This is a genomic window from Brevundimonas sp., from assembly GCF_041648115.1.
Taxonomy (GTDB): domain Bacteria; phylum Pseudomonadota; class Alphaproteobacteria; order Caulobacterales; family Caulobacteraceae; genus Brevundimonas.
Genome location: NZ_JBAZPR010000011.1, coordinates 12,400 through 32,615 on the forward strand (window position 1 = coordinate 12,400; position 20,216 = coordinate 32,615).

A 20,216-nucleotide genomic window follows, 5' to 3' on the forward strand; every position below is an offset into this window, starting at 1 on the left:
CGAACTGAGGAGATCAACCGTGCGTGAAGACGGAAAGCTGGACTATCTCGAACTGCCCGCCGCAGACCTGCCCGCGACAAAGGAATTCTACAGCCAGGCGTTCGGCTGGACCTTCGTGGATTACGGCCCGACCTATGCGGCCTTCGATCAGGGGCTGGACGGTGGGTTCGACGCCGACCAGGCCGAACGGACCAAGACGCCCCTGCCCGTCCTGTACGCCCATGACCTGGAAGCCATGCTGGCCAAGGTCGAGGCGGCCGGCGGCCAAATCCTGAAGCCGATCTACGCCTTCCCCGGCGGTCGCCGATTCCACTTCGCCGATCCCGCCGGGACCGAAATGGCGGTCTGGTCCGAGGGCTGACGGCTCAGTGGGCGTCGATGGACTGGCCGATCCGTTCGGCCAGATCCCGGTCGGCGCCGGTGACGCTGGCGATCCAGGCGTGGATTTCCTTTGGGGCGGTCGATCGCTGGAACAGATGTTCCATGGCCAGGCGCCGCCCGCCCTCCGTCACCACCACCGAAGCCCGGCCGCCGGCGCGCACCATCTCGCCGTCATAGATCGGAAACTGCGACGACGGCCCGGCGTAGATCATCAGCAGTGTCTGATCGCCGCGCTGGACCCGATAGATGCGGGCGTCGGCGCCCGCGCGCGCAGGCGTGATCGTCAGGCCGGCCGGCAGTTCGATGCTGAACGGCAAAGCGGCGATGGCTGCGGCGTCGAGCGCGGCAGGCGCAGGCGCAGGCGCTGCGGGTGGCGGCGTCGCTGTGACGGGTGCGGGCGTCGTGGCTTGTGGTGCAGCGGTGGTCGGCGCCGGGCGCGGGGTGGTTGTTGAGGCGGCGGGCGGTTGCGACGTGGCGGGCGCCGTCGTCGCTCGGCCAGGCGTCTGCGTCGAACGTGGCGCCGATGGTGTCGTCGGCGCCGAGCGCGGCGTCGCAGCCGGACTCTGACCGATGGGAGGCAGGGTTTGCGTCGTCGCCCCGCTGGGCGTCTGGGCCGGTCGTTGCGCCGGAGATGTCGTCGGCGCCGGGCGAGGCGTCGCCGCTGGACTTTGACCAATCGGCGGCAAGGTCTGGGTCGTGGTGCGGGCCGGGGCCTGAATCGGCGTCGAACTTGCGCTGGACGAGGCTGGCGGCGTCACGGCCGACGGTGGGGCGCTGTTCAGACCGCGCGTCAGATCGGAAGACGAGCGTTGAGGCGGCGTCGTCGCCTGTCCTGAAATCAACAGAGCAGCGGCAAGGGCGATCATGGGCATGTCCCGACAATCGCGCGGCCGGGGGCCGACCGCAAGCGCGACCTCACGCCTTGGGCAACAGAGCCCAGAAGGTGGCGCCTTCACCCGGCGCCGAGATCACGCCGATGGACCCGCCCTGCAACTCTACCAGCCGCTTGGCCAGCGCCAGACCCACGCCGTGACCCTCGACCGTCGAACGCTCCAGGCCCAGGCGGTTGAAGGGTTCGAACAGTTGGGCCTGCTTCTGGACGGACAGGCCGGGGCCGAAGTCGGTGACCTCGATCCGCACACAGTCGTCCTCACGCAGCGCACGAAGAATGACGCGCCCGCCGGAACTGCCGTATTTCAAGGCGTTGATCGTCAGATTTGTCACCACCTGCGCCAGACGCTGGGAATCGGCGATGGCGATCAGGCCGTCGCCTTCGCACATCACTTCTATGGCGACCTTGTAGGCATCCGGTCGCAAGAGGCAGGTGCGACGCACATCCTCCAGCAGACCCGGAATGTCGGTCGGGCGCAGTTCCACCCTGACGGCGCCGGATTCGGCTCGCGCTACGTCCAGCAAATCATGGGCCAGGGTTTCGACCTGACGGGCGGTCGCGACCAGCATTTCGGACATTTCAGCCTGCTGGGGCGTGATCGGCCCCAGTTGCCCCTGACGCCAGAGGTCGCCGATGCCGATGATGCCGGCGACCGGGCTCTTGATCTCGTGCGCGACGTTGGCGAGCAGACGGGACTTGGCCTCGGACGCCTTTTCCGCACGCTCGCGACCGAGACGCGCGCGCTCGGCCAGCAAATCGCGTTCTTCCAGAAGTGAAGCCACCAGCAGAACCGGCATATAGCCGACCAGCACCAGCATCTGCGCCATCATCACCTGTTCGGGAAGCGATCCTTGACTATAGGGGCCGTGGCCGATCATCGCCCCGCCCACCAACAAGAAGCTGACGACGACGAGGGTGAAGGCTATGCCCGCCACGCCCAACCGCACGGCAATGGCCAGCAACAAGGGCAGCAGCATGAACCCCATGGGAGTGCTGCCCGCAAAGGCGACATACCAGAAGACGGGAATGAGCCCCACCAGGACGGCGGCCTCGACCATTTTCGCCGGTCGAAGAAGTTTTTTGAGCGTGGTGCGCGTCAGCGATAGCCCCATGGAGCCGAGCACGGCGATGCCAAGCGCATGACCGAACCACCAGGTCTGAAACCCCTGCCAGATCTCCCCCTGTCCCATCTGATTCAGGATGACCAAACTGGCCAGCGCCGCCGGGATGGGCGCGATGACGGCGGCGACGAACAGGAAGCTGACGGCGCCATTCAGGCTAGACAGGTTCAGCGTCGGCGAGAACCGCCGCGCCAGTAGGACCGCAGCCACGATCTCGATCATATTGACGATGGTGAAGGCCAGCGCCAGCGCCGGATTGTTGCCTGCTATGATCTCACCGATCAGGATGCTGACGGTCAGAACCCCCGCAAACGTCAGGTCGCTGTTGCGGCCGCGGCTGGTCCGCAACCATACAGCGACCGCGACGCCGCTGGCGCCCCACAGACCTGCGACCAGTCCCGCCGAACGACCATAGGCGATGGCCAGGGCGACGAGGATCGCGACCGCCACTCCGGTCAGCACAGGCACAAGAGGCTGGAAGGGGTGGTGGCCGTCGTTCAGGTCAATCGGCTGCTGGCCAACCTCCGGCGTCGTCGTCGAAGACGAGATAGGCGGGTCGTCGCTGTTGAGCGCGCGGCTCATGATCATGGAACCGTCCCGACCGAATAGAGGCGGGGTAAAAGACCACAGGGTTCCTAATATCCCCTGAAGTCAGAACTTCAACCTTTGATTGAACAACTTGACCGCTTCGGCTGCGCCTTCTCCGTAACCCCAGACGCCGTTGCTGACGGCGACGAAGTCCGCGCCTGCACGCGCCAGCTCAGCGGCATTATCGACGGTGACGCCGCCGATGGCGACGCAAGGGGTCTCGACCGTGTCCTGCCAAACCGTCAGGATTTCCAGATCCGGACGATAGACCGTCTCTTTTGTGTCCGTGGGATAAAAAGCGCCGAAGGCGACATAGTCCGCCCCGCCCTCGGCCGCGTCCCAGGCCAGGTCGCGGTCGTCGTGGCAGGTGACGCCGATCATGGCGTCCGACCCCAGGATGCGCCGCGCCTCGGTGAGCGAGCCGTCCTCCTGACCGATGTGAACACCGTCGCACCCTGTTTCGCGGGCCAGGTCCGGTCGGTCGTTCAACAGGACGGCCACGTCATGGCGACGGGCGATGGGGGCCAGCGCCGCGACCGCCGCGCGGATCGTGGCGTCGTCCGCAGGCTTCAGCCTGATCTGCAGGGCCGCGACATCGCCGGCCGCCAGGGCCTGATCCAAGGTCTCGGCGAAGGCGCTCAGGTCCGCGATCGCGGGCGGCGTGATCAGATACAGCCGGCAAGGTGGTCGGGCGGGGACGGTGGGTGTTCTGGCCATGCCCGTCCTTGCCTCCCCCCGCGACGATCCGTCAATGTTCGAGCCATGCGAACGACTTGCAATCGCCTTATCTCGTGCTATAGCGAACCATTCTCAGTCGATGGAACGTGTAGCGCCTCGTGTACGTCTGTAACTGTAACGGTCTTCGCCAACGTGATGTCGCCCAAGCCATAGAGGCCGGGGCCTGCCGTCCGCGCGACATCTTCGCGCGCAACCAGTGCCAGGCCCAGTGCGCCAAATGCGTCTGCGAGATGCGCCAGATGATCCAGGACAGCCGCGAAGCGTTCGCACTCGCAGCCGAATAGTCCTCAGCCCTTCTCGCGGCCGAAAATCACTCGCACTATCAATGTAGTGATAAAAACTCGCAAATAAACAACGCGCGTTTTACTGTGGTATTGCCTCGCTCGACAGACGGCGAACGCGCCGTGGCGAGACCAAGGACCATGGCCATGAAGGGCGACCCCGCAATCCTGCGCACGCTGAACGCAGTGCTCACCAACGAACTGACGGCAGTGAACCAGTATTTCCTGCATGCGCGCATGTTCGAAAGCTGGGGCCTGTCGCACCTCGGCAACGTAATCTACGAAGAATCGATCGGCGAAATGAAGCACGCCGATATGCTGATCAAACGCATCCTCTTCTTGGATGGCCTGCCGAACCTTCAGGACCTGCACAAGCTGAAGGTCGGCGAGGATCCGATCGAATGCCTGGGCGCCGATCTTCAGCTGGAGCTGGACAGCCGCGCCACGACCGCCGCCGCCGTGACCCAGTGCGAGGAGACCCGCGACTACGTCAGCCGCGATCTGCTGATGAAGATCCTGGCGGATACCGAGGAGCACATCGACTTCCTCGAAAACCAGCACAAGCTGATCGAACTGATGGGCGCGCAGAACTATCTGCAATCGGCCATGAAAGAGATCGTCACCGACAGCGCCGCGACCGGCAACTCTGCCTTCTGACGGAACTCCGGTCCGCTCCGGTCATTAGCCTTTCAGGGCCAAGCTGGAGCGGACCATGACCGATATCGACGACGCCATCGACGACGTTCGCGACGCCGCCAAGGATCTGCTGAACAGCGAGGGACGCAGCGCCGGCCATGTCGTCGCCGGCATCGCCCTGACGGTTGGTTTCGCCCTTCTCGCGCACGGGATCGCGTCGGGGGCGCTGACGCCCAAGCGCAATCTGAAACAGGTCCGCAAGAAGGATCTGCCGATCACCGAAAAGCCGCGCGGCGCCTTCAGCCTGATCCTGCCTGCCGTTTTTTCCGCCACCACCCTGTCGGCGGTGCGGGTGTGGAACGCCCCGTCACGGCCCGAACGGACCCATGCCCTGGGTCTCTGGCTGGCCGCCCAGACAGTAAACGCCATCTGGCTGGGCCTGCGGCCGTCGTCGATGTGGCGTCAGGTGATCGCCGCCATGTCGTCGGCAGGCCTGGCCGCCGCCTTCGCCCACGAGGCGCGCAAGCTGGACGAGGGCGCCGGCAAGATGGCGGCTCCGACCGGATCAGGCGTGCGCTTCGGCAACTTCCTGCATCGCAAGGTGGACGACGCGTCGCGCGAGCGCACGCTGCATTAGGCCCGGCTTGCCCTTTATCGGGGCTTCCTCTAGGGATCGCGCCCTATTCGCCTCGCCCCGACCGGCGCGAGAGCGCAACCCTATTCCCGATGTGACCCCATGAAGATCAACGGCAACACCATCAAGCCCGGCATGGTCCTGCAAGTGAACAACGGCCTGTGGGTCGTCACGAAAGCCAGCCACGTCAAGCCCGGCAAGGGCGGCGCCTTCGCCAACGTCGAGGCCAAGAACCTGGAAACCGGCAACAAGCTGAACGAACGCTTCCGTTCGGAAGACAAGGTCGAGCGCGTGACGCTGGAACAGAAGGACTTCTCCTATCTGTTCGACAACGGCGACAGCCTGGTCTTCATGGACGACGGCACCTACGAGCAGATCGAACTGCAGAAGACCTGGGTCGGCGACGACCGCATCCCCTATCTGCAAGAGGGCATGAAGGTCGTCATCGAGATGCACGAAGAGCGTCCGATCGGCCTGTCGCTGCCGGATCAGGTCGTGCTGGAGGTCGCCGAGACCGAGCCGACGGTTAAGGGCCAGACGGCCTCGTCGTCCTACAAGCCAGCGCTGGCGTCGAACGGCGTCCGCATCATGATCCCGCCCTATATGTCGGCCGGCGAGCGCATCGTCGTCGACACCGAGACCGGCGAATACGTCCGCCGCGCGGACTGACACCGACTGCCGGCCTCATTCGGGGCCGTTCCCTTCCTTGAACTTCTCCGCATGTCCGGGCCAACCAGCGCCTTTTCAGGATATGCGGACCAGGAGATCCGCCGATGGCCCTCGCTTCCGCCCTGCTCCAAGTCATGCTCGACGCGGTGCGCAAGACCGCCCGCCCCATGCTCCGCGACTTCGGCGAGGTCTCGCAGTTGCAGGTCTCGCGCAAAGGCCCCGGCGACTTCGTCACGGCCGCCGACCTGAAGGCCGAGGACACCCTCTACGAACTGCTGATGAAGGCCCGCCCCGGCTACGGCTTCCTGGGCGAGGAGCGCGGCATGATGGAAGGGACCGACAAGTCCCACACCTGGATCGTCGATCCCATCGACGGCACCACCAACTTCATGCACGCCATGCCCCATTTCGCCATCACGGTGGGTCTGGAGCGTCGCGCGCCCGACGGCTCGTCCGAGATCGTCGCCGGCGTGACCTACAACCCCGTCATGAACGAGCTGTTCTGGGCCGAAAAGGGCAAAGGCTGCTATCTGAACGATCACCGCATCCGCGTCGCCGGTCGTCGCGACCTGTCGGAAAGCCTGATCGCCACCGGCCTGCCCTTCATCGGCAAGTCAGGCCACGCCCAGGCCATCAAGGACATCCACGCCGTGGGCCAGCGCGTCGCCGGCATGCGCCGTCTGGGCTCGGCTGCGCTGGATTTCGCCTGGGTCGCGGCCGGCCGCTATGACGCTTTCTATGAGCGCAACCTGAGACCCTGGGACGTGGCGGCGGGCATCCTGTTCGTCACCGAGGCCGGCGGCAAGGTGACGACCATCGAGAACGACGGCGATCCCAAGACGGGCGTGTCCGTTTTGGCCAGCAACAGCGAACTGCACCCGCAGCTGCGCAAGGTGCTGCAGGGCTAAGACCTCAGTCTGGTCGTCATGGGGCTGTCACGCCCCTGCCCTATCCATCGGGCATGATCCGCGCCATCGTCACCGCCCTCGCCCTCCTTGTCGGAACGCCCGCCCTGGCCCAGCCCCTGATCATCGCCCACCGCGGCGCGTCCGGCGAGCGGCCGGAGCATACGCGCGCGGCCTATGAGTTGGCGGTCGAACAGGGCGCGGACGTGATCGAGCCGGATCTGGTGCTGACCAGGGACGGCGTCTTCGTGGATCGGCACGAGAACGAGATCGGCGGCACGACCGACGTCGGCGACCGGCCCGAGTTCGCAGACCGCAAGACGACCAAGACCATCGACGGCGTCCCGACTACCGGCTGGTTTACCGAAGACTTCACCCTGGCCGAACTGAAGACCCTACGGACCAAGGAACGGTTGCCCGCCTTCCGCCCCGGCAGCGCGACCTTCGACGGACAGGAGCCGATCCTGACCTTCGACGAGGTGGTCGCCATCGCCCGCGCGGCCTCAGCGCGAACCGGCCGGACCATCGCCGTAGCGCCGGAGCTGAAGCATCCGACCTATTTCGCCGGGATCGGCCTGCCGATGGAGGACGCCTTCGTCGCCGAACTGGAACGGCTGGACCTGAAGGGCGCGGACGCACCCGTAATCATCCAGTGTTTCGAGGTCGGGCCGCTGGAGCGTCTGGCCCAGCGGATCGACACGCCCCTGGCCCAGTTGGTCAACAGCAGAGGATCCCCGGCGGACCGACCGGACATGACCTATGCCCAGATGATTACGGCCGAAGGTTTGCAGGCCATGGCCGCCTATGCCGCGTGGGTCGCGCCGGAGATGACCCTGGTCCTGCCGCGCGACGCGGAGGGCCGCACGACCACGCCCAGCGCCCTGGTCGGCGACGCCCATGCGGCGGGGCTGAAGGTCGTGATCTGGACCCTGCGAGCCGAGAACGCCTTCCTGCCGGCCGAGCGGCGGCGGGGCGAAGGCCTGGCCGAGCACGGCGACATGGCGGGCTATGCCGCCGCCTTTGCCGAAGCGGGGGTAGATGCGATCTTCAGCGACTTCCCGGCGCTGGCGCTCGCAGGCCTTTAGCCCAAGCGTAGGCCTAACCTGCCCGGAACTGCAGTTCGGCCAGACGCGCATAGAGGCCGCCCTTGGCCACCAGTTGGTCGTGCGTGCCTTCTTCAACCACGCGGCCATCGTCCATGACGACGATGCGATCGGCCCGAAGGACGGTGGCCAGGCGGTGGGCGATGACGATGGTGGTGCGCTCTTCCATGGCCTGGTCGAGGGCGACCTGGACCAGGCGTTCGCTTTCGGCGTCCAGGGCGCTGGTGGCCTCGTCCAGCAGCAGGATGGGCGCGTCGCGGACCAGGGCGCGGGCGATGGCCAGACGCTGGCGCTGGCCGCCGGACAGGCTCTTGCCGCGTTCGCCGAGCGGGGTGTCGAAGCCTTGAGGCAGGGCGTCGATAAAGCCCAGGGCCTGGGCCTTGTCGGCGACGATCCGGGCTTCTTCCAGGGTGGTCGCTTCGCGACCGAAACGGATGTTCTCCAAGGCCGAACCCGAGAACAGCGGCGTTTCCTGGGACACCCAGGCAAAGCGGTCGCGCACGGCGACGGGATCGGCCTGGCGCACATCGACGCCATCGACCGAGACCATGCCGGTCTGCGGATCATAGAAGCGTAGGAGCAGGCGGAAGACGGTGGACTTGCCCGCGCCCGATGGACCGACCAGGGCGACGGTCTCGCCCGGCCGCACGGTCAGGCTGAACCCCTTCAGGGCCGGCAGGTCGGGACGGCCCGGATAGGAGAAGCCGACGGCCGACATCGACACCTCGCCGCGCGGGGGCGTAGGCAAGGCCGTGGCATGGGCCGGGGGCGCGATGCCGGCGACGGCCCGCATCAGCTCCTCGATCCGCTCCATGGCGCCGGCCGCCTTTTGCACGTCGCCCCAGCTTTCACCGAGGGCGCCCACGGCCCCGGCGGCGAACACTGACAGCAGCACGAACTGAAGCAGGGCGCCCGGCGACATGACGCCGGCGACCACGTCCTGAGCGCCCAGCCACAGCACCAGGGTTACGCCCCCGAACATGACGACGATGATCAGAGCGGTCATCCAGGCCCGCGCCCGCATCCGGGTCAGCGAGGCGGAGAAGGCGTCCTCGACCGCCGCGCCGAAGCGGGCGATGGCGCTCTGTTCGCGACCGAAGGCCTGAACCGTCTCGATGGCGTCCACACTCTCGCCGGCGAAGCCGACGGCGTTGGCGAACCGATCCTGGGACGTGACGGTCAGCTTCCTGACCTTACGGCCGAAGATAAAGATCGGCCCCAGCAGGAAGGGCACGATCAGCAGGACGAAGCCGGTCAGCTTGGGGCTGACGAAGAACAGCAAGGCCACGCCACCGATCAGGGTCAGGAAGTTGCGCAGCGCATAGGAGATAGACGTCGTCATCAACGTCTCGACCAGGGCGATGTCCGTGGTCAGGCGCGACAGCACCTCGCCGGTGCGCATATGGGCATAGAAGGACGGGTCCAGCGTCAGGATGCGGCCGAACAGGCCCTTCCTCACATCGGCGATGACGCGCTCACCCGTGCGGGTGACGAAATAGTATCGGGCGGCCGTCGCCAGCCCCAGGAACAGAGCGTTGGCGCCCAGCAGCAGGAACCAGATGTTCAGATTGGCGCCACCGGCCTCGAACCCATGGTCGATGGCCCCGCGCGCAAGGGCGGTCAGACCCAGGGAGGCGGCGGTGGACAGCAGCAGCCAGAAGACCGCCATCAGGGCATGACCCTTGTGCCGCATCGCAAAGGGAATCAGCCGCGCCAGAGGACGGATGTCGCGGCGCTTGGCGCGCTTGGCGCCCGCCTCCGACATCTGGTCAGCCAGCAGGGCGCCGGCGCTGGGCCGCCCTTCTACAGTCGCCACGCCCGAAGCGCGGTTGGCGGAGTGGGCGGATGCGGCGGTGTGATCGGTCATTTCGCCCGCCTCTTGCCCCGGAACGCCCCCCGGTGTAAACGCCGCCCCTCATTCCCGCCGGCCCTTTCCCTAAAAAGGAGTGGGGGCGGGTTTCTCATTTCACGCGCACCGACGGTCGGCATCGTCATCGCGCAGAGACCGGACGACGACCATGAAAGCGGATACGCACCCCGACTATCACTTCATCACCGTGGTGATGACCGATGGCAGCTCCTACCAGACCCGTTCGACCTACGGTAAGGAAGGCGACACGCTGAACCTGGACATCGATCCGTCGACCCACCCGGCCTGGACCGGCGGCAACGCCCACCTGCTGGACCGTGGCGGCCGCGTCTCGCGCTTCAACAACAAGTTCGCCGGCTTCATCAAGAAGTAAGCGCGTCTTGGCTGCGACATGTCGCAGCAAACAGCCTACCAAGGGCGTCGGTCGCAAGGCCGGCGCTTTTTGTTTGGCCGGAACACCGATAATGTGGCGGCGTTCGGGTACCAGGGGCGTCGGCCACGCTGGCCGAAGCGATCGAAGAAGCGGACTGGATATGAATAGACGGCAACTGGGTCTGGGCGTCGCCACGGCGGCCATGACCCTCGGCTCGGCGGCGCGCGCGCAGCAGGTCTTCGTGCAGCGTGGGCCGGAGGCGACCGCCTTCTACAACAGCTTCAACGAACAGATCTCGCGCCTGCCCGCGACCCAGCAGGCGGACGTGCGCGCCTTCTATGAGATGAACGGCTGGCGGCCCGTCTGGAACGCCGAACGGATGCGCGCCCTGAACGCCGCCGCGGCTCGCGCCGATCGCCACGGCCTGTCGGGTGCCGATTATTTCGATTTCGTGGGACTGGCGGCCGATCCGGCCAGCGCCGACCTGCGCACCACCACGGCGGCCATCGGCTATGCACGCGTCCTGGCCGAGGGCAAGGTGCGGCCCGAGACGGTCGAAGACCTGTGGGAGATGCAGAAGAACCGCGTGGACCTGCCACGCGGCCTCAGCGACGCCCTGAGCCGCAATGTGCTGGTCAACTGGTACGACGGCCTGGCGCCCACCGACATCGGCTATCAGAACCTGTCGGCCGGCTATGTCCGCTATCGCCGTCTGGCGGAGCAGGGCGGCTGGCCCGCGTTCGCGCCGGGCGCCACCATCGAACCGGGCAACAGCGATCGCCGCATCCCCGCCCTGATCGACCGGCTGACGGCCGAGGGCGACCTGTCAGCCGCCGACGGCGCACGGCTTAAGGCGCAGGGTCTGACCTACAACGCCGAACTTCAGCGCGCGGTGCAGGGCTTCCAGAACCGCCACGGCCTGGGCGCCGACGGCCGCATCGGCACGGGAACGCAGCGTTCGCTGGGTGCATCGGCCGAGGACCGCGCTCGCCAGATCGCCCTGAACCTGGAACGCCGTCGCTGGCTGAAGCGCGACGTCGCGCCCGAGCGGATCGAGGTCAACACCGCCGCCGCCATCATGGTATATTGGAAGGACGGCAAGCCCGTTCACTCCAACCGCGTCGTCGTCGGATCTGCCGAGAACCAGACGCCCAGCCTGGAGAAGCCGTTCGCCTCGGTCGTGGCCAATCCGCCGTGGTATGTGCCGGCCGGCATCGCGCGCCGTGAAATCCTGCCCAAGGGTCCAGGCTATCTGGCCGCCAACGACATGTATGTGAAGGACGGCACGGTCATCCAGCGCGCCGGCCCGCGTTCGGCCCTGGGCTATGTGAAGTTCGAGCTGCGCGACAGCTACGCCATCTTCCTGCATGACACGCCGTCGAAGGCCGCCTTCAACCTGTCCACGCGTCAGCGCAGCCACGGCTGTGTGCGGGTTCAGAATGCGGTCGAGTTCGCGCGCCTGCTGCTGTCGCCCGATCCGACCAAGCTGGGCCAGTTCGACGCCGCGCAAGACAGCCGAGAGACGACGCGCGTCACCACCGGGCGCGAGATCTCGGTGCGGCTGCTGTACTGGACCGCCTTCGTGGATGGTCAGGGACGCGTGGCCTTCCGCGAGGACGTTTATGGCCGCGACGACAAGCTGGCTCAGGCGCTGGGCATAGGCGTCAACCTGCCCAAGCCGGTCGATGACGGCCGCGCCGACGCCAACGACGTCGGGCCGTAACAGGGGCGATTAGCCTCGGAAGGCGGCTTCCAGCAGGCCCATCTGGCTGAGGACGGCGTTTTCGGGCGCCGTCTCCTGGGCGTCCGCATACATGCGGCGGTCCAGATACAGGGTGCGGTCGAACAGCTTTTCGGAGCGCACCAGATATTCGATCAGGGCGATCGGCAGTTCGGCGTGGCTGGGCTCGGCCTCGATGCGACGCTCGTTCAGGCGATAACGCGGCTCGCAGGCCGTCTCCGGCGTCATGTCGTCCTCGCGCACGGCCCGCTGGACCAGCAGCCACGAGGCGATCTGCATCAGGCGCGTCGTCAGCTTCATGCTCTCGGCCGCATAGGCCAGGGCGGCGGCGCGCGACAGCATCTTGGAATCGCGACGACCCTCTCCGTCCAGATAGGCGGCGGTCTCCTCGACCAGTTCCATGCCTTCGCGGAAGGTGCGGTCGAACAGCTCCGAACGGGCGAAATCGCGCACGGTGCGGCTGCGGTCAGCGAAGGACGGAGCGGAGGTCATTTGAGCTTTGATCATTAGGGAAATGCGATTCCGTCCTGCAATCGGCCCCTGACGGAACCGTTCGCACGAAAGATGCAACGCTCATGCCATGCCAGCGTGCCATTCGCGATCAGGAACCGAAGTTGAAAAGGGCGTCGGCGGCGTTTTTCTTGGAGCGTTTGGCCTCGATGGCGCGGCGAGCGCGGCCCACCTCGTCGTCCAGGGCAGCGATCCGCTCTTCCAGATCCTCGATGGAATAGACGTCCAAGTCCTCGCGCGACAGGGCGCGCAGGGGTTCGCCGCGTTGCGGGCGGGGTTCAATATCCTCGAACATCGTCGTCGCCTTTCCGCGCTGTCATGGCCAAGGCGGCCCAGGACCCTTATCTGAACGCCCGGATACGGACGAATGCAAGGGAAGTGCGATGCGCGTGATCGAGATCGAAGGCGGTTCAGGCCCGGCCGAGGCGTTGAAGATCGCCGAACATCCCGATCCCGTCGCCGGGCCGGGACAGGTGCTGATCCGGGTGCGGGCGGCGGGCGTCAACCGGCCCGACCTGTTGCAGCGTAGCGGCGGATACCCCCCTCCCCCCGGCGCGTCGGACGTGCTGGGCCTTGAGATCGCGGGTGAGATTGCTGACGTCGGCGACGGCGTGACGCGCTGGCGAGTCGGCGACCGGGTCTGCGCCTTGCTGGGCGGCGGCGGCTATGCCGAACAGGCAATGGTGGACGCGCGGCATGTCCTGCCGATCCCTAAGGGTCTCGATTTCATCCAGGCGGCGGTGCTGCCCGAGACCGTCTTCACCGTCTTCGCCAATGTGTTCGAGGGCGGCGGGCTGAAGGCTGGCGAGACCCTGCTGATCCACGGCGCGACCAGCGGCATCGGCGTGACGGCGATCCAGATGGCCAAGGCAGCGGGCGCAAAGGTGATCGCCACCTCGCGCGGGGCGGACAAGGCCAGCGCAGCGAAAGCGTTGGGCGCCGACATCAGCCTGGACGCCTCGGCCGACGATCTTGAAGTCCAGATCAAGGCGGCGGGCGGCGCCGACGTCGTTCTGGATATGGTGGGGCGCGACTACGCCGACCTGAACCTGAACAGCCTGAACGCCGGCGGGCGGTGGGTCGTCATCGCCTCGCTGACCGGGGCCAAGGTCAAGATGGATTTGCAGCGGATCATGCTGAAGCGATTGACGCTGATGGGATCGACGCTGCGCAGCCGTCCCGCTGACGAAAAGGCTCGACTGGCCGCCGCTGTCGAGGCGACGGCCTGGCCGTGGGTGGCGTCACGCCAAGTCAGACCGCCGGTTCAGGCGGTCTTCTCGTTGGAGCAGGCCGCCGATGCACACGCCGAACTGGAAGCCGGCGGGCACATCGGCAAGATCGTCCTGAGCGTCTAGTAGCGCCCGTCGCCACGTACGGGGCGCATGGACGAGATGTTGTCATTGAAGCCGCCGCTCAGGTTGCGGATGTCGCCTTCGACGACGCGGCAACGGCCCCGGAACTCGGCGTCGGTGCAGACTTCCCAGCGACCCTCGACGCGGATCGAGCTGATCCGATCGTTGAAGGGGGTGCGGCCCAGGTTGCGATCCTCGCTGGTGAACTCGCGCGAGGCGCCGCGGAAGTTGGAGTTTTCATAGACGGTGATGGACGAACGGCCCCAGCCGCCGCCATTGCCGCCGCCCCAGCCGGGGCCGCCGTTTCCGGGTCCGCCGCCGTTCCCCGGCCGACCAGGCTGGCTGTCCTCATAGTCGCCACGGAAACGGCCGCAGACCAGAAGCCCGTCGTCGTTGTTGATCTCTTCGTTGCCGCAGCGCGCCAGTTCGATGGACGTGCCGCGAATCTGGCCGCGAACGGTGCGACAGTCGGCATAGAGCCGACCGCGATTGGTGTAGGCCTCGGTGCAGGACTGGGCGTAACTGCCGCGCGGCGCGACGCGTTGCGCGCTGTAATCTTGGCCCGAAGCCATGGCGGCCATCATCGCCGCCCCAAGCAGAATGGACATGGTGTTTCTCCTCTCCCGAAGCTGAAAAGCTTCATTACCGTAGAGGTTGCGTCAAGGCGGATGAACCGTTGCTGTATAGGATTGTCGGGCGGCGTTTTCTTTTCGGGCGAATAGGCCTATATCGACATCATACGCGCCCGGTCGAAAGGCCGGGCGCCGTCGTATCCAACGCCAGCCGAAGCCCCATTCGGCGGCTTAACAACACCGGGACGAACGCCCCATGAGCGACATTCTGATGCCGAAGGCCACTGCGGTCTGGCTGGTCGACAACACTTCCCTCAGCTTCGAGCAGATCGCCGATTTCTGCGGCCTGCACCCGCTTGAAGTCCGCGGCATCGCCGACGGCGACGTGGCGCGCGACATCCGTGGCGTCGATCCCGTCACGGGCGGCCAACTGACGCGCGAAGAACTGGACAAGGCCCAGGGCGACGAAAACTACCGGATGAAGGCCATCGTCAGCCGTCACGCCGAACTGATGAAGTCGGCCAAGCCGGCCCCGAAATATACGCCGGTCTCGCGTCGCCAGGACCGCCCGGACGCCATCGCCTGGTTCGTGCGCAATCACCCGGAAGTGACCGACGCCCAAATCGCCAAGATGCTGGGCACCACCAAGTCCACCATCGAGAGCGTGCGCAACCGCACCCACTGGAACAGCGCCAACATCAAGCCGGTCGATCCCGTCACCCTGGGCCTGGTCGGCCAGCTGGCCCTGGACGAAATCGTCAAGAAGGCCGCTGACAAGAAGACCAAGGACGACCTCAAAAAGGGCGGCGGCACCATCCAACCCGTCGAACAGGTCGAGGCCGAGCCCGAGTTCGTGCCGGAAGCTCGTCAGCGTCCGACCGCAGAACCGACCGCAGCCTCGGTGTTCGGCACCAAGGACTGATCCTCGCTTCACGAAACGAAAACGGCCCCGGAGAGCGATCTCCGGGGCCGTCGTCGTTTTCGGGAGGTGGGACGCTAGTGCGCACGTGCCTCCAGACTGGTGATTTCTTCCTTCAGCCGAAGCTTCTTCTGCTTCAGCGCCCTGACCTGCAACGGATCCGTGGACGGGCGGGTAAGCTCCTTCTGGATGGTCTCATCCAGACTACGATGACGATTACCCAGTTCGCGAATACGAGCCTCGATGGTCATGGCTTGCGCCTCCTCAGGTTAGGGACCAGTAGAGTGAGCGCCCGGTTTGGCAGGCTGTGGAATCACTTTCCAGTGACAGCCCGTCTCGCCGGACCCCACGGAGGCTGACCCCAAAAATGGTCGATGATGTGAACGGAGCCATACGGAACCCGCCCGCCCGGATGGTGGTCGGAATTTCAGGGGCTTCCGGAGCGATCTACGGCGCGCGCATGCTGGATGCGCTGAACGACCTGGGCGTCGAAAGCCATCTGGTGGTGACCAAGGCCGCCCTGCTCACATTGTCGCAGGAGACGGATCTGTCGCCCGACGACCTGACGTCAAAGGCGTCCGTCGTTCACAAACTGGCCGATGTGGGCGCGACCATCGCCTCCGGCTCGTTCCGTACACTGGGCATGATCGTGGCGCCCTGCTCGGTCAAGACGATGAGCGAGATCGCCACGGGCGTGACCTCCAGCCTGCTGACGCGCGCGGCTGATGTGACGCTGAAGGAGCGGCGGCCGCTGGTGCTGATGGTGCGCGAGACGCCGTTCCACCTGGGCCACCTGCGCACCATGACGGCCCTGACAGAGATGGGGGCCATCATCGCCCCGCCCCTGCCCGCCCTCTACGCCAGGCCCGCGTCGATCCTGGAGATGGTGGATCAGTCGGTCGGGCGGACGCTGGATCTGTTCGGCCTGGACTGGGGCGCGGTAAGGCGCTGGGAAGGCCTGAAATAATGCGTCTGTGGGATTGGGCGGTGACGGCCTATGCCGCGCCGGGCGTTGGAGAGGCTTGCCTGGCGCTACAGGACAACAGCGAACAGAATGTGCCCGTCCTGCTGTGGTCCGCCTGGGTCGCAGTGACCGGCCGCAAGCCGGATGCAGAGACCATCGAGGCCGCCTGCGACACCGCCCGCGCCTGGGACAGCGTCGTCGTCGCGCCCCTGCGTTCGGTGCGCCGCACGCTGAAGGCCCCCATCCCCGACATCGACGACGGTCCGCGCGAGGCGGTTCGAAACCGCATCAAGGCGCTGGAGCTTGAGGCGGAAAGACACTTGCTGGAGGCGTTGGACGCGCTGGCGCCCGAACCCTCAGGTCCGGCCCGGCCGGCCATTGAGGCCCTGATCGCCACGGCGCGGGTCTGGGCCTCCGTCACGCCACGACCGGCGCTGATCCGTCTTGCCGACGCCCTTCCGGCTTGACGACGGCTTGGCTATAAGCGTCCGGGGATGACACGATGAACGACGACCTTCCAGACATCAGCGAAGAGGAAGCGGCGCTACACGCCCGCGTCAAACTGCTGCGCCAGGAACACGCCGATCTGGACGCATCCATCGACGCCCTGAGCCTGGCCGCTGTTCCCGACCAGCTGATGCTGGCCCGGCTGAAGCGCAAGAAGCTGGCGCTGAAGGACGAGATCGTGAAAATCGAAGACGAGATTCTGCCCGACATCATCGCCTGATCGGGCCTGATCCAGGACGGCAAGGCGCGGGTTCCCCCGTGCGACCATCCGCCGCCCCGCCACAGCCCCAAAGTCGCCCCAGCCGATAGGCATAAGCCGGCCTTTCCACGGAACGCCGTGCGCCGTCGGGCGCCGCGTGCCTTCATTCCAGAGCGTAAAGACGCTGGAGACGCCGCCGAATGCGACGCCTGCTTACCAACGCGCCATTGGCGCTGTGCAAGACCCTTTTGATCCACTCCGGCCAGACGGCCGCCTTCGCCGCCGTGGCCGTCTTCGCCGCCGCCGCCGCCCCCAATGCGGCCCGTGAAGCCGCCCCCCCGCCGCCCGCCCAGATCGCCATCCCCGTCGCCCCGCCGGTCAAGGCCGAGGTCGAAAAGGCCGGTCCGATCACGCGCCAGATCGCCTTTTCCGCCCCCGTACGCGGCTATGCAATCAACTCTGCCTTCGGCCTGCGCAAACTGGCCATCGAGGCCAGGGCCCGCGCGCACAAGGGCGTCGACATCGCTGCGCCGAAAGGCACGACCGTCTTCACCGCCGCCGAAGGCGAAGTCGTCCGCACAGGTTTCGACCCTGAGGGCTATGGCAACTTCATCGAGGTGCGCCACCCCAACGGCATGAGCACCCTGTATGGCCACCTCAGCCGCATCGACGTGGCGAACGGCGACGCCGTGACGATGGGCCAGCGCATCGGCCTGGTCGGATCCACCGGCTATTCCACCGGGCCGCACCTGCATTTCGAAGTCCGTCGAGACGGCGCCCAGGTGAACCCGACCAAGGTCGTCGATCGCCATTTCGAAGTCACGGTCAAGCCCAAGGCCTGACGGGCGACTTGGACGAACTTTCCGATTGCCGCTGGCCTCCGCGCCGCCTCGCTTGCTAGGCTGACCGTCACAGGACGGGGGGCGACATGGCGGCGTTGACGCTGGACGGCGTAGGCAAGCGGTACGGCGATTTCGACGCCGTGCGCGATCTGAGCTTTCAGGTCGAGAAGGGGTCGATCTGCGGCTTTCTGGGGCCGAACGGGGCGGGCAAGACCTCGACCCTGCGGATGATCCTGGGCCTGCAGCCGGCGACGTCGGGACGGATCGAGATCCTGGGCGCCGACGACGGGCGCAAGGTGCGCGACCGGATCGGTTTCCTGCCCGAGGAACGCGGCCTCTACAAGAAGATGACCCCCGTCGAGGCCATCAGCTTCTTCGGCGCCCTGAAGGGCCTGCCGGTCGCCGAGGGCAAAAAGCGCGCGAAGGCCATGCTGGAGCAGCAGGGCCTGGGCGAGGCGCAAAAGAAGAAGATGAAGGAGCTGTCCAAGGGGATGGCGCAGAAGGTGCAGCTGATCGCGTCGGTCGTGCATCAGCCCGAGTTCGTGATCCTGGACGAACCCTTCTCGGGCCTGGACCCGATGAACCAGCAAGGGCTGGAGGCCATGATCCGCGACTTGGCCGCCAACGGCGCCACGGTCCTGTTCTCGACGCATGTGATGCAGCACGCCGAACGGCTGTGCGACAAGGTCGTGCTGCTGGCGCGCGGGCGAAAGGCGTTCGAGGGTACGGTGGATCAGGCCAAGGCCACCTCGCCCCGCTTTCTCGATCTGGACGGCGCCATCAGCGCGGATGCCGCCGCCGCCCTGCCCGGGGTGGCGGGGGTCGAGACACTGTCTGACGAAGACGGCGTGCGCCGGCTGAAGATCGCCCTGTCGCCCGGCGCAGGCGGCCAGGAGACGTTGAAGACGGCCTTCCTGAACGGGCTGGACGTGCGCGGCTTTGCGTTGAAGGAGCCGACGCTGCACGACGCCTTCATCGGCCTGACCGGCGACCATCCCGATCAACCCGTCGTTCCCGCAGAGGCCGTCCGATGAACCGCACCCTGCTGATCGCGCGACGCGAATATATCGCCTATGCCAAGACCGTCGGTTTCTGGCTGTCGCTGCTGGCGTTTCCGCTGTTCGCCGTTCTGGGCGGCGGCATTCCCCTGCTGATCCGTTCGGCCGAGCCGATCAAGGCGGTGGCGGTGATCGAGGAAGGGCCGGCCGCGACGGGCCTGGCCGCCGCCGTCCGCGCCTCGTTGCAATCCGATCTGGATCGCCAGAACGAACGCCTGCGCGAGGCCGCCGAAAAGGGTCAGGCCGGCGCCGGGCGCGCCGTCGCATCCATCAGTGGGCCCAAGATCCGTCTGGTCGCCGCGCCGCCCGCCATCGCCGATGCGACCGGCCCGGCGCGCGACGCCGCCATCAAGGCCGCGCTGGACAAGACGGCGCCCAAGGACCGCCGTCTGGACGCCGTGGTCTTCCTGAACCGCGTGGACGGCAAGCCCGCCGCCCAGGTCTGGACCGCCCGCGCCACCGACAACGACGTGTCCAGTTTCGTTCGCACCGCTTTGCGAGACGCAAGACGCACCGAACTTCTGACCGCCGCCGGTGTGGCACCGGCTGTGGCTCAGGAGGTTCAGACCTTTCGGCCCGAGGTGAAGGCGTTTTCGCCCAACGCCGCCAGCGGGGGCGAGGTCTCGATGCGCGACCGCATCCCCTCCTTCATCGGCCTGGGCGCCGGGTTCCTGCTGTGGTCGCTGGTCATCACCGGCGCCTCAATCCTGCTGAACAGCGTGATGGAGGAGAAGTCGAACAAAATCCTGGAGGTGCTGCTGTCCTCCGCCTCGGCGACCGAGATCCTGACGGGCAAGGTGCTGGGCGTGGCGCTGCTGACCCTGACCGTCATGGGGGTTTGGGGCGGGATCGGGACGTTCAGCCTGCTGTCGGCCTCGCCCGAGACGGCGGCGACCATCGGCGAAGTGCTGCTGCACGACGGCCTGATCTTCTACTTCATCGCCTATATGGTCGGCGGATACCTGATGTATGCGGTGCTGTTCGCGGCCATCGGCGCCTTCTGCGAGACGCCGCGCGACGCCCAGACGCTGATGGGGCCGATCATGATGATTCTGGTCGTGCCGATCCTGGTCATGCAGATGGCGCTAACCAGCCCGGACGCGCCGGTGGTCAAGGTGCTGTCGTGGATCCCCTTCTTCACCCCCTTCCTGATGAGCGCCCGCGCGCCCAGCGATCCGCCGCTGATCGAGATCATCCTGACCCTGATCGGCATGTTCGCGACCGCCGCCTTGATGGTCTGGATCGCCGGGCGGGCCTTCCGCGCAGGCGCGTTGTCGGACGTGAAGCTGAGTTGGAAGAGCTTCGGAAGAGCGATCACCGGGCGGACGTAGGGGGCCAATCCGTCTCCTCCCTATCGCGCA

25 protein-coding genes are annotated in these 20,216 nt (G+C 66.5%); 17 read left to right on the forward strand and 8 right to left on the reverse strand.

Annotated elements, in window-relative coordinates; genetic code table 11:
- The first annotated feature begins 19 nt into the window (after positions 1–19).
- Positions 20–361 (forward strand): VOC family protein, encoded by a 342-nt coding sequence (locus WC597_RS11180; RefSeq protein WP_372693386.1) that lies wholly within the window; start codon positions 20–22, stop codon positions 359–361.
- A 4-nt stretch (positions 362–365) separates the two neighbouring features.
- On the opposite strand, the gene WC597_RS11185 is transcribed toward WC597_RS11180, so the two are convergent.
- The 3 genes from WC597_RS11185 to thiE form a co-directional block, all read right to left on the reverse strand.
- Positions 366–1,247: a hypothetical protein gene (locus WC597_RS11185; RefSeq protein WP_372693387.1), complete on the reverse strand. Its 882-nt coding sequence runs from the start codon at positions 1,245–1,247 to the stop codon at positions 366–368.
- A 49-nt stretch (positions 1,248–1,296) separates the two neighbouring features.
- Positions 1,297–2,982: an ATP-binding protein gene (locus WC597_RS11190; protein WP_372693388.1), complete on the reverse strand. Its 1,686-nt coding sequence runs from the start codon at positions 2,980–2,982 to the stop codon at positions 1,297–1,299.
- Between the two features lie 63 nt (positions 2,983–3,045).
- A complete protein-coding gene (gene thiE / locus WC597_RS11195) occupies positions 3,046–3,699 on the reverse strand; it encodes a thiamine phosphate synthase (protein ID WP_372693389.1) in 654 nt (217 codons plus the stop codon).
- 119 nt (positions 3,700–3,818) lie between these two features.
- Here thiE and WC597_RS11200 point away from each other — a divergent pair, with 119 nt between their 5' ends.
- The 6 genes from WC597_RS11200 (at position 3,819) to WC597_RS11225 (ending at position 7,930) form a co-directional block, all read left to right on the forward strand.
- The gene (locus WC597_RS11200) at positions 3,819–4,004 is read left to right on the forward strand and encodes a bacterioferritin-associated ferredoxin (protein ID WP_135195182.1); all 186 of its coding nucleotides are present in this window, start codon (positions 3,819–3,821) and stop codon (positions 4,002–4,004) included.
- 144 nt (positions 4,005–4,148) lie between these two features.
- On the forward strand, positions 4,149–4,658 hold the full coding sequence (bfr, locus tag WC597_RS11205; RefSeq protein ID WP_372693390.1) for a bacterioferritin: 510 nt from the start codon (positions 4,149–4,151) through the stop codon (positions 4,656–4,658).
- Positions 4,659–4,713: 55 nt separating this feature from the next.
- Positions 4,714–5,274: a tryptophan-rich sensory protein gene (locus WC597_RS11210; RefSeq protein WP_372693391.1), complete on the forward strand. Its 561-nt coding sequence runs from the start codon at positions 4,714–4,716 to the stop codon at positions 5,272–5,274.
- Positions 5,275–5,373: 99 nt separating this feature from the next.
- The gene (gene efp / locus WC597_RS11215) at positions 5,374–5,940 is read left to right on the forward strand and encodes an elongation factor P (protein WP_159845246.1); all 567 of its coding nucleotides are present in this window, start codon (positions 5,374–5,376) and stop codon (positions 5,938–5,940) included.
- Positions 5,941–6,044: 104 nt separating this feature from the next.
- Entirely contained in the window at positions 6,045–6,848 is an 804-nt protein-coding gene (locus tag WC597_RS11220; protein WP_372693392.1) for an inositol monophosphatase family protein, read from the forward strand.
- A 53-nt stretch (positions 6,849–6,901) separates the two neighbouring features.
- Positions 6,902–7,930 carry a glycerophosphodiester phosphodiesterase family protein gene (locus WC597_RS11225; RefSeq protein WP_372693393.1) on the forward strand — a complete coding sequence of 343 codons (1,029 nt, stop codon included), beginning with the start codon at positions 6,902–6,904 and terminating at the stop codon, positions 7,928–7,930.
- A 13-nt stretch (positions 7,931–7,943) separates the two neighbouring features.
- Here WC597_RS11225 and WC597_RS11230 read toward each other — a convergent pair whose 3' ends face one another.
- On the reverse strand, positions 7,944–9,815 hold the full coding sequence (locus tag WC597_RS11230; protein ID WP_372693394.1) for an ABC transporter transmembrane domain-containing protein: 1,872 nt from the start codon (positions 9,813–9,815) through the stop codon (positions 7,944–7,946).
- A gap of 151 nt (positions 9,816–9,966) precedes the next feature.
- Between WC597_RS11230 and rpmE the strand changes: the two genes are divergently transcribed.
- Positions 9,967–10,191, forward strand: coding sequence for a 50S ribosomal protein L31 (gene rpmE / locus WC597_RS11235; protein WP_159845257.1), 225 nt, complete (start codon positions 9,967–9,969; stop codon positions 10,189–10,191).
- 160 nt (positions 10,192–10,351) lie between these two features.
- Positions 10,352–11,914, forward strand: a complete 1,563-nt coding sequence (locus WC597_RS11240) for a murein L,D-transpeptidase (RefSeq protein ID WP_372693395.1) — start codon at positions 10,352–10,354, stop codon at positions 11,912–11,914.
- A 9-nt stretch (positions 11,915–11,923) separates the two neighbouring features.
- Here the strand turns inward: WC597_RS11240 and WC597_RS11245 are convergent, their stop codons facing one another.
- Together WC597_RS11245 and WC597_RS11250 are read right to left on the reverse strand one after the other, a co-directional pair.
- Positions 11,924–12,424, reverse strand: coding sequence for a DUF1465 family protein (locus tag WC597_RS11245; protein WP_372693396.1), 501 nt, complete (start codon positions 12,422–12,424; stop codon positions 11,924–11,926).
- Positions 12,425–12,533: 109 nt separating this feature from the next.
- Positions 12,534–12,737 carry a DUF1192 domain-containing protein gene (locus WC597_RS11250; protein WP_372693397.1) on the reverse strand — a complete coding sequence of 68 codons (204 nt, stop codon included), beginning with the start codon at positions 12,735–12,737 and terminating at the stop codon, positions 12,534–12,536.
- 88 nt (positions 12,738–12,825) lie between these two features.
- Between WC597_RS11250 and WC597_RS11255 the strand changes: the two genes are divergently transcribed.
- Positions 12,826–13,797 carry an NAD(P)H-quinone oxidoreductase gene (locus WC597_RS11255; protein WP_372693398.1) on the forward strand — a complete coding sequence of 324 codons (972 nt, stop codon included), beginning with the start codon at positions 12,826–12,828 and terminating at the stop codon, positions 13,795–13,797.
- On the opposite strand, the gene WC597_RS11260 is transcribed toward WC597_RS11255, so the two are convergent.
- A complete protein-coding gene (locus WC597_RS11260; protein WP_372693399.1) occupies positions 13,794–14,402 on the reverse strand; it encodes a beta/gamma crystallin-related protein in 609 nt (202 codons plus the stop codon). The two genes, WC597_RS11255 and WC597_RS11260, sit on opposite strands and share 4 nt — an antisense overlap.
- A gap of 220 nt (positions 14,403–14,622) precedes the next feature.
- Between WC597_RS11260 and WC597_RS11265 the strand changes: the two genes are divergently transcribed.
- Complete coding sequence (locus WC597_RS11265; RefSeq protein WP_135195170.1) at positions 14,623–15,288, forward strand: DUF1013 domain-containing protein; 666 nt, start codon at positions 14,623–14,625, stop codon at positions 15,286–15,288.
- A 74-nt stretch (positions 15,289–15,362) separates the two neighbouring features.
- On the opposite strand, the gene WC597_RS11270 is transcribed toward WC597_RS11265, so the two are convergent.
- On the reverse strand, positions 15,363–15,536 hold the full coding sequence (locus WC597_RS11270; protein WP_159845273.1) for a YdcH family protein: 174 nt from the start codon (positions 15,534–15,536) through the stop codon (positions 15,363–15,365).
- A 116-nt stretch (positions 15,537–15,652) separates the two neighbouring features.
- On the opposite strand from WC597_RS11270, the gene WC597_RS11275 reads away from it, so the two are divergent.
- The 6 genes from WC597_RS11275 to WC597_RS11300 all read left to right on the forward strand — a co-directional run bounded on the left by WC597_RS11275 (position 15,653) and on the right by WC597_RS11300 (position 20,186).
- Positions 15,653–16,252: a UbiX family flavin prenyltransferase gene (locus WC597_RS11275; protein ID WP_372693400.1), complete on the forward strand. Its 600-nt coding sequence runs from the start codon at positions 15,653–15,655 to the stop codon at positions 16,250–16,252.
- Positions 16,252–16,716, forward strand: a complete 465-nt coding sequence (locus WC597_RS11280; RefSeq protein WP_372693401.1) for a TIGR02444 family protein — start codon at positions 16,252–16,254, stop codon at positions 16,714–16,716. The genes WC597_RS11275 and WC597_RS11280 overlap by 1 nt, the downstream gene beginning before the upstream one ends.
- Before the next feature lie 35 nt (positions 16,717–16,751).
- On the forward strand, positions 16,752–16,976 hold the full coding sequence (locus tag WC597_RS11285; RefSeq protein WP_159845282.1) for a YdcH family protein: 225 nt from the start codon (positions 16,752–16,754) through the stop codon (positions 16,974–16,976).
- Positions 16,977–17,155: 179 nt separating this feature from the next.
- The gene (locus WC597_RS11290; protein ID WP_372693402.1) at positions 17,156–17,797 is read left to right on the forward strand and encodes a M23 family metallopeptidase; all 642 of its coding nucleotides are present in this window, start codon (positions 17,156–17,158) and stop codon (positions 17,795–17,797) included.
- Between the two features lie 86 nt (positions 17,798–17,883).
- Positions 17,884–18,831 (forward strand): ABC transporter ATP-binding protein, encoded by a 948-nt coding sequence (locus WC597_RS11295; RefSeq protein ID WP_372693403.1) that lies wholly within the window; start codon positions 17,884–17,886, stop codon positions 18,829–18,831.
- A complete protein-coding gene (locus tag WC597_RS11300) occupies positions 18,828–20,186 on the forward strand; it encodes an ABC transporter permease (RefSeq protein WP_372693404.1) in 1,359 nt (452 codons plus the stop codon). Before WC597_RS11295 ends, WC597_RS11300 begins: the two co-directional genes overlap by 4 nt.
- Positions 20,187–20,216: the final 30 nt, after the last annotated feature.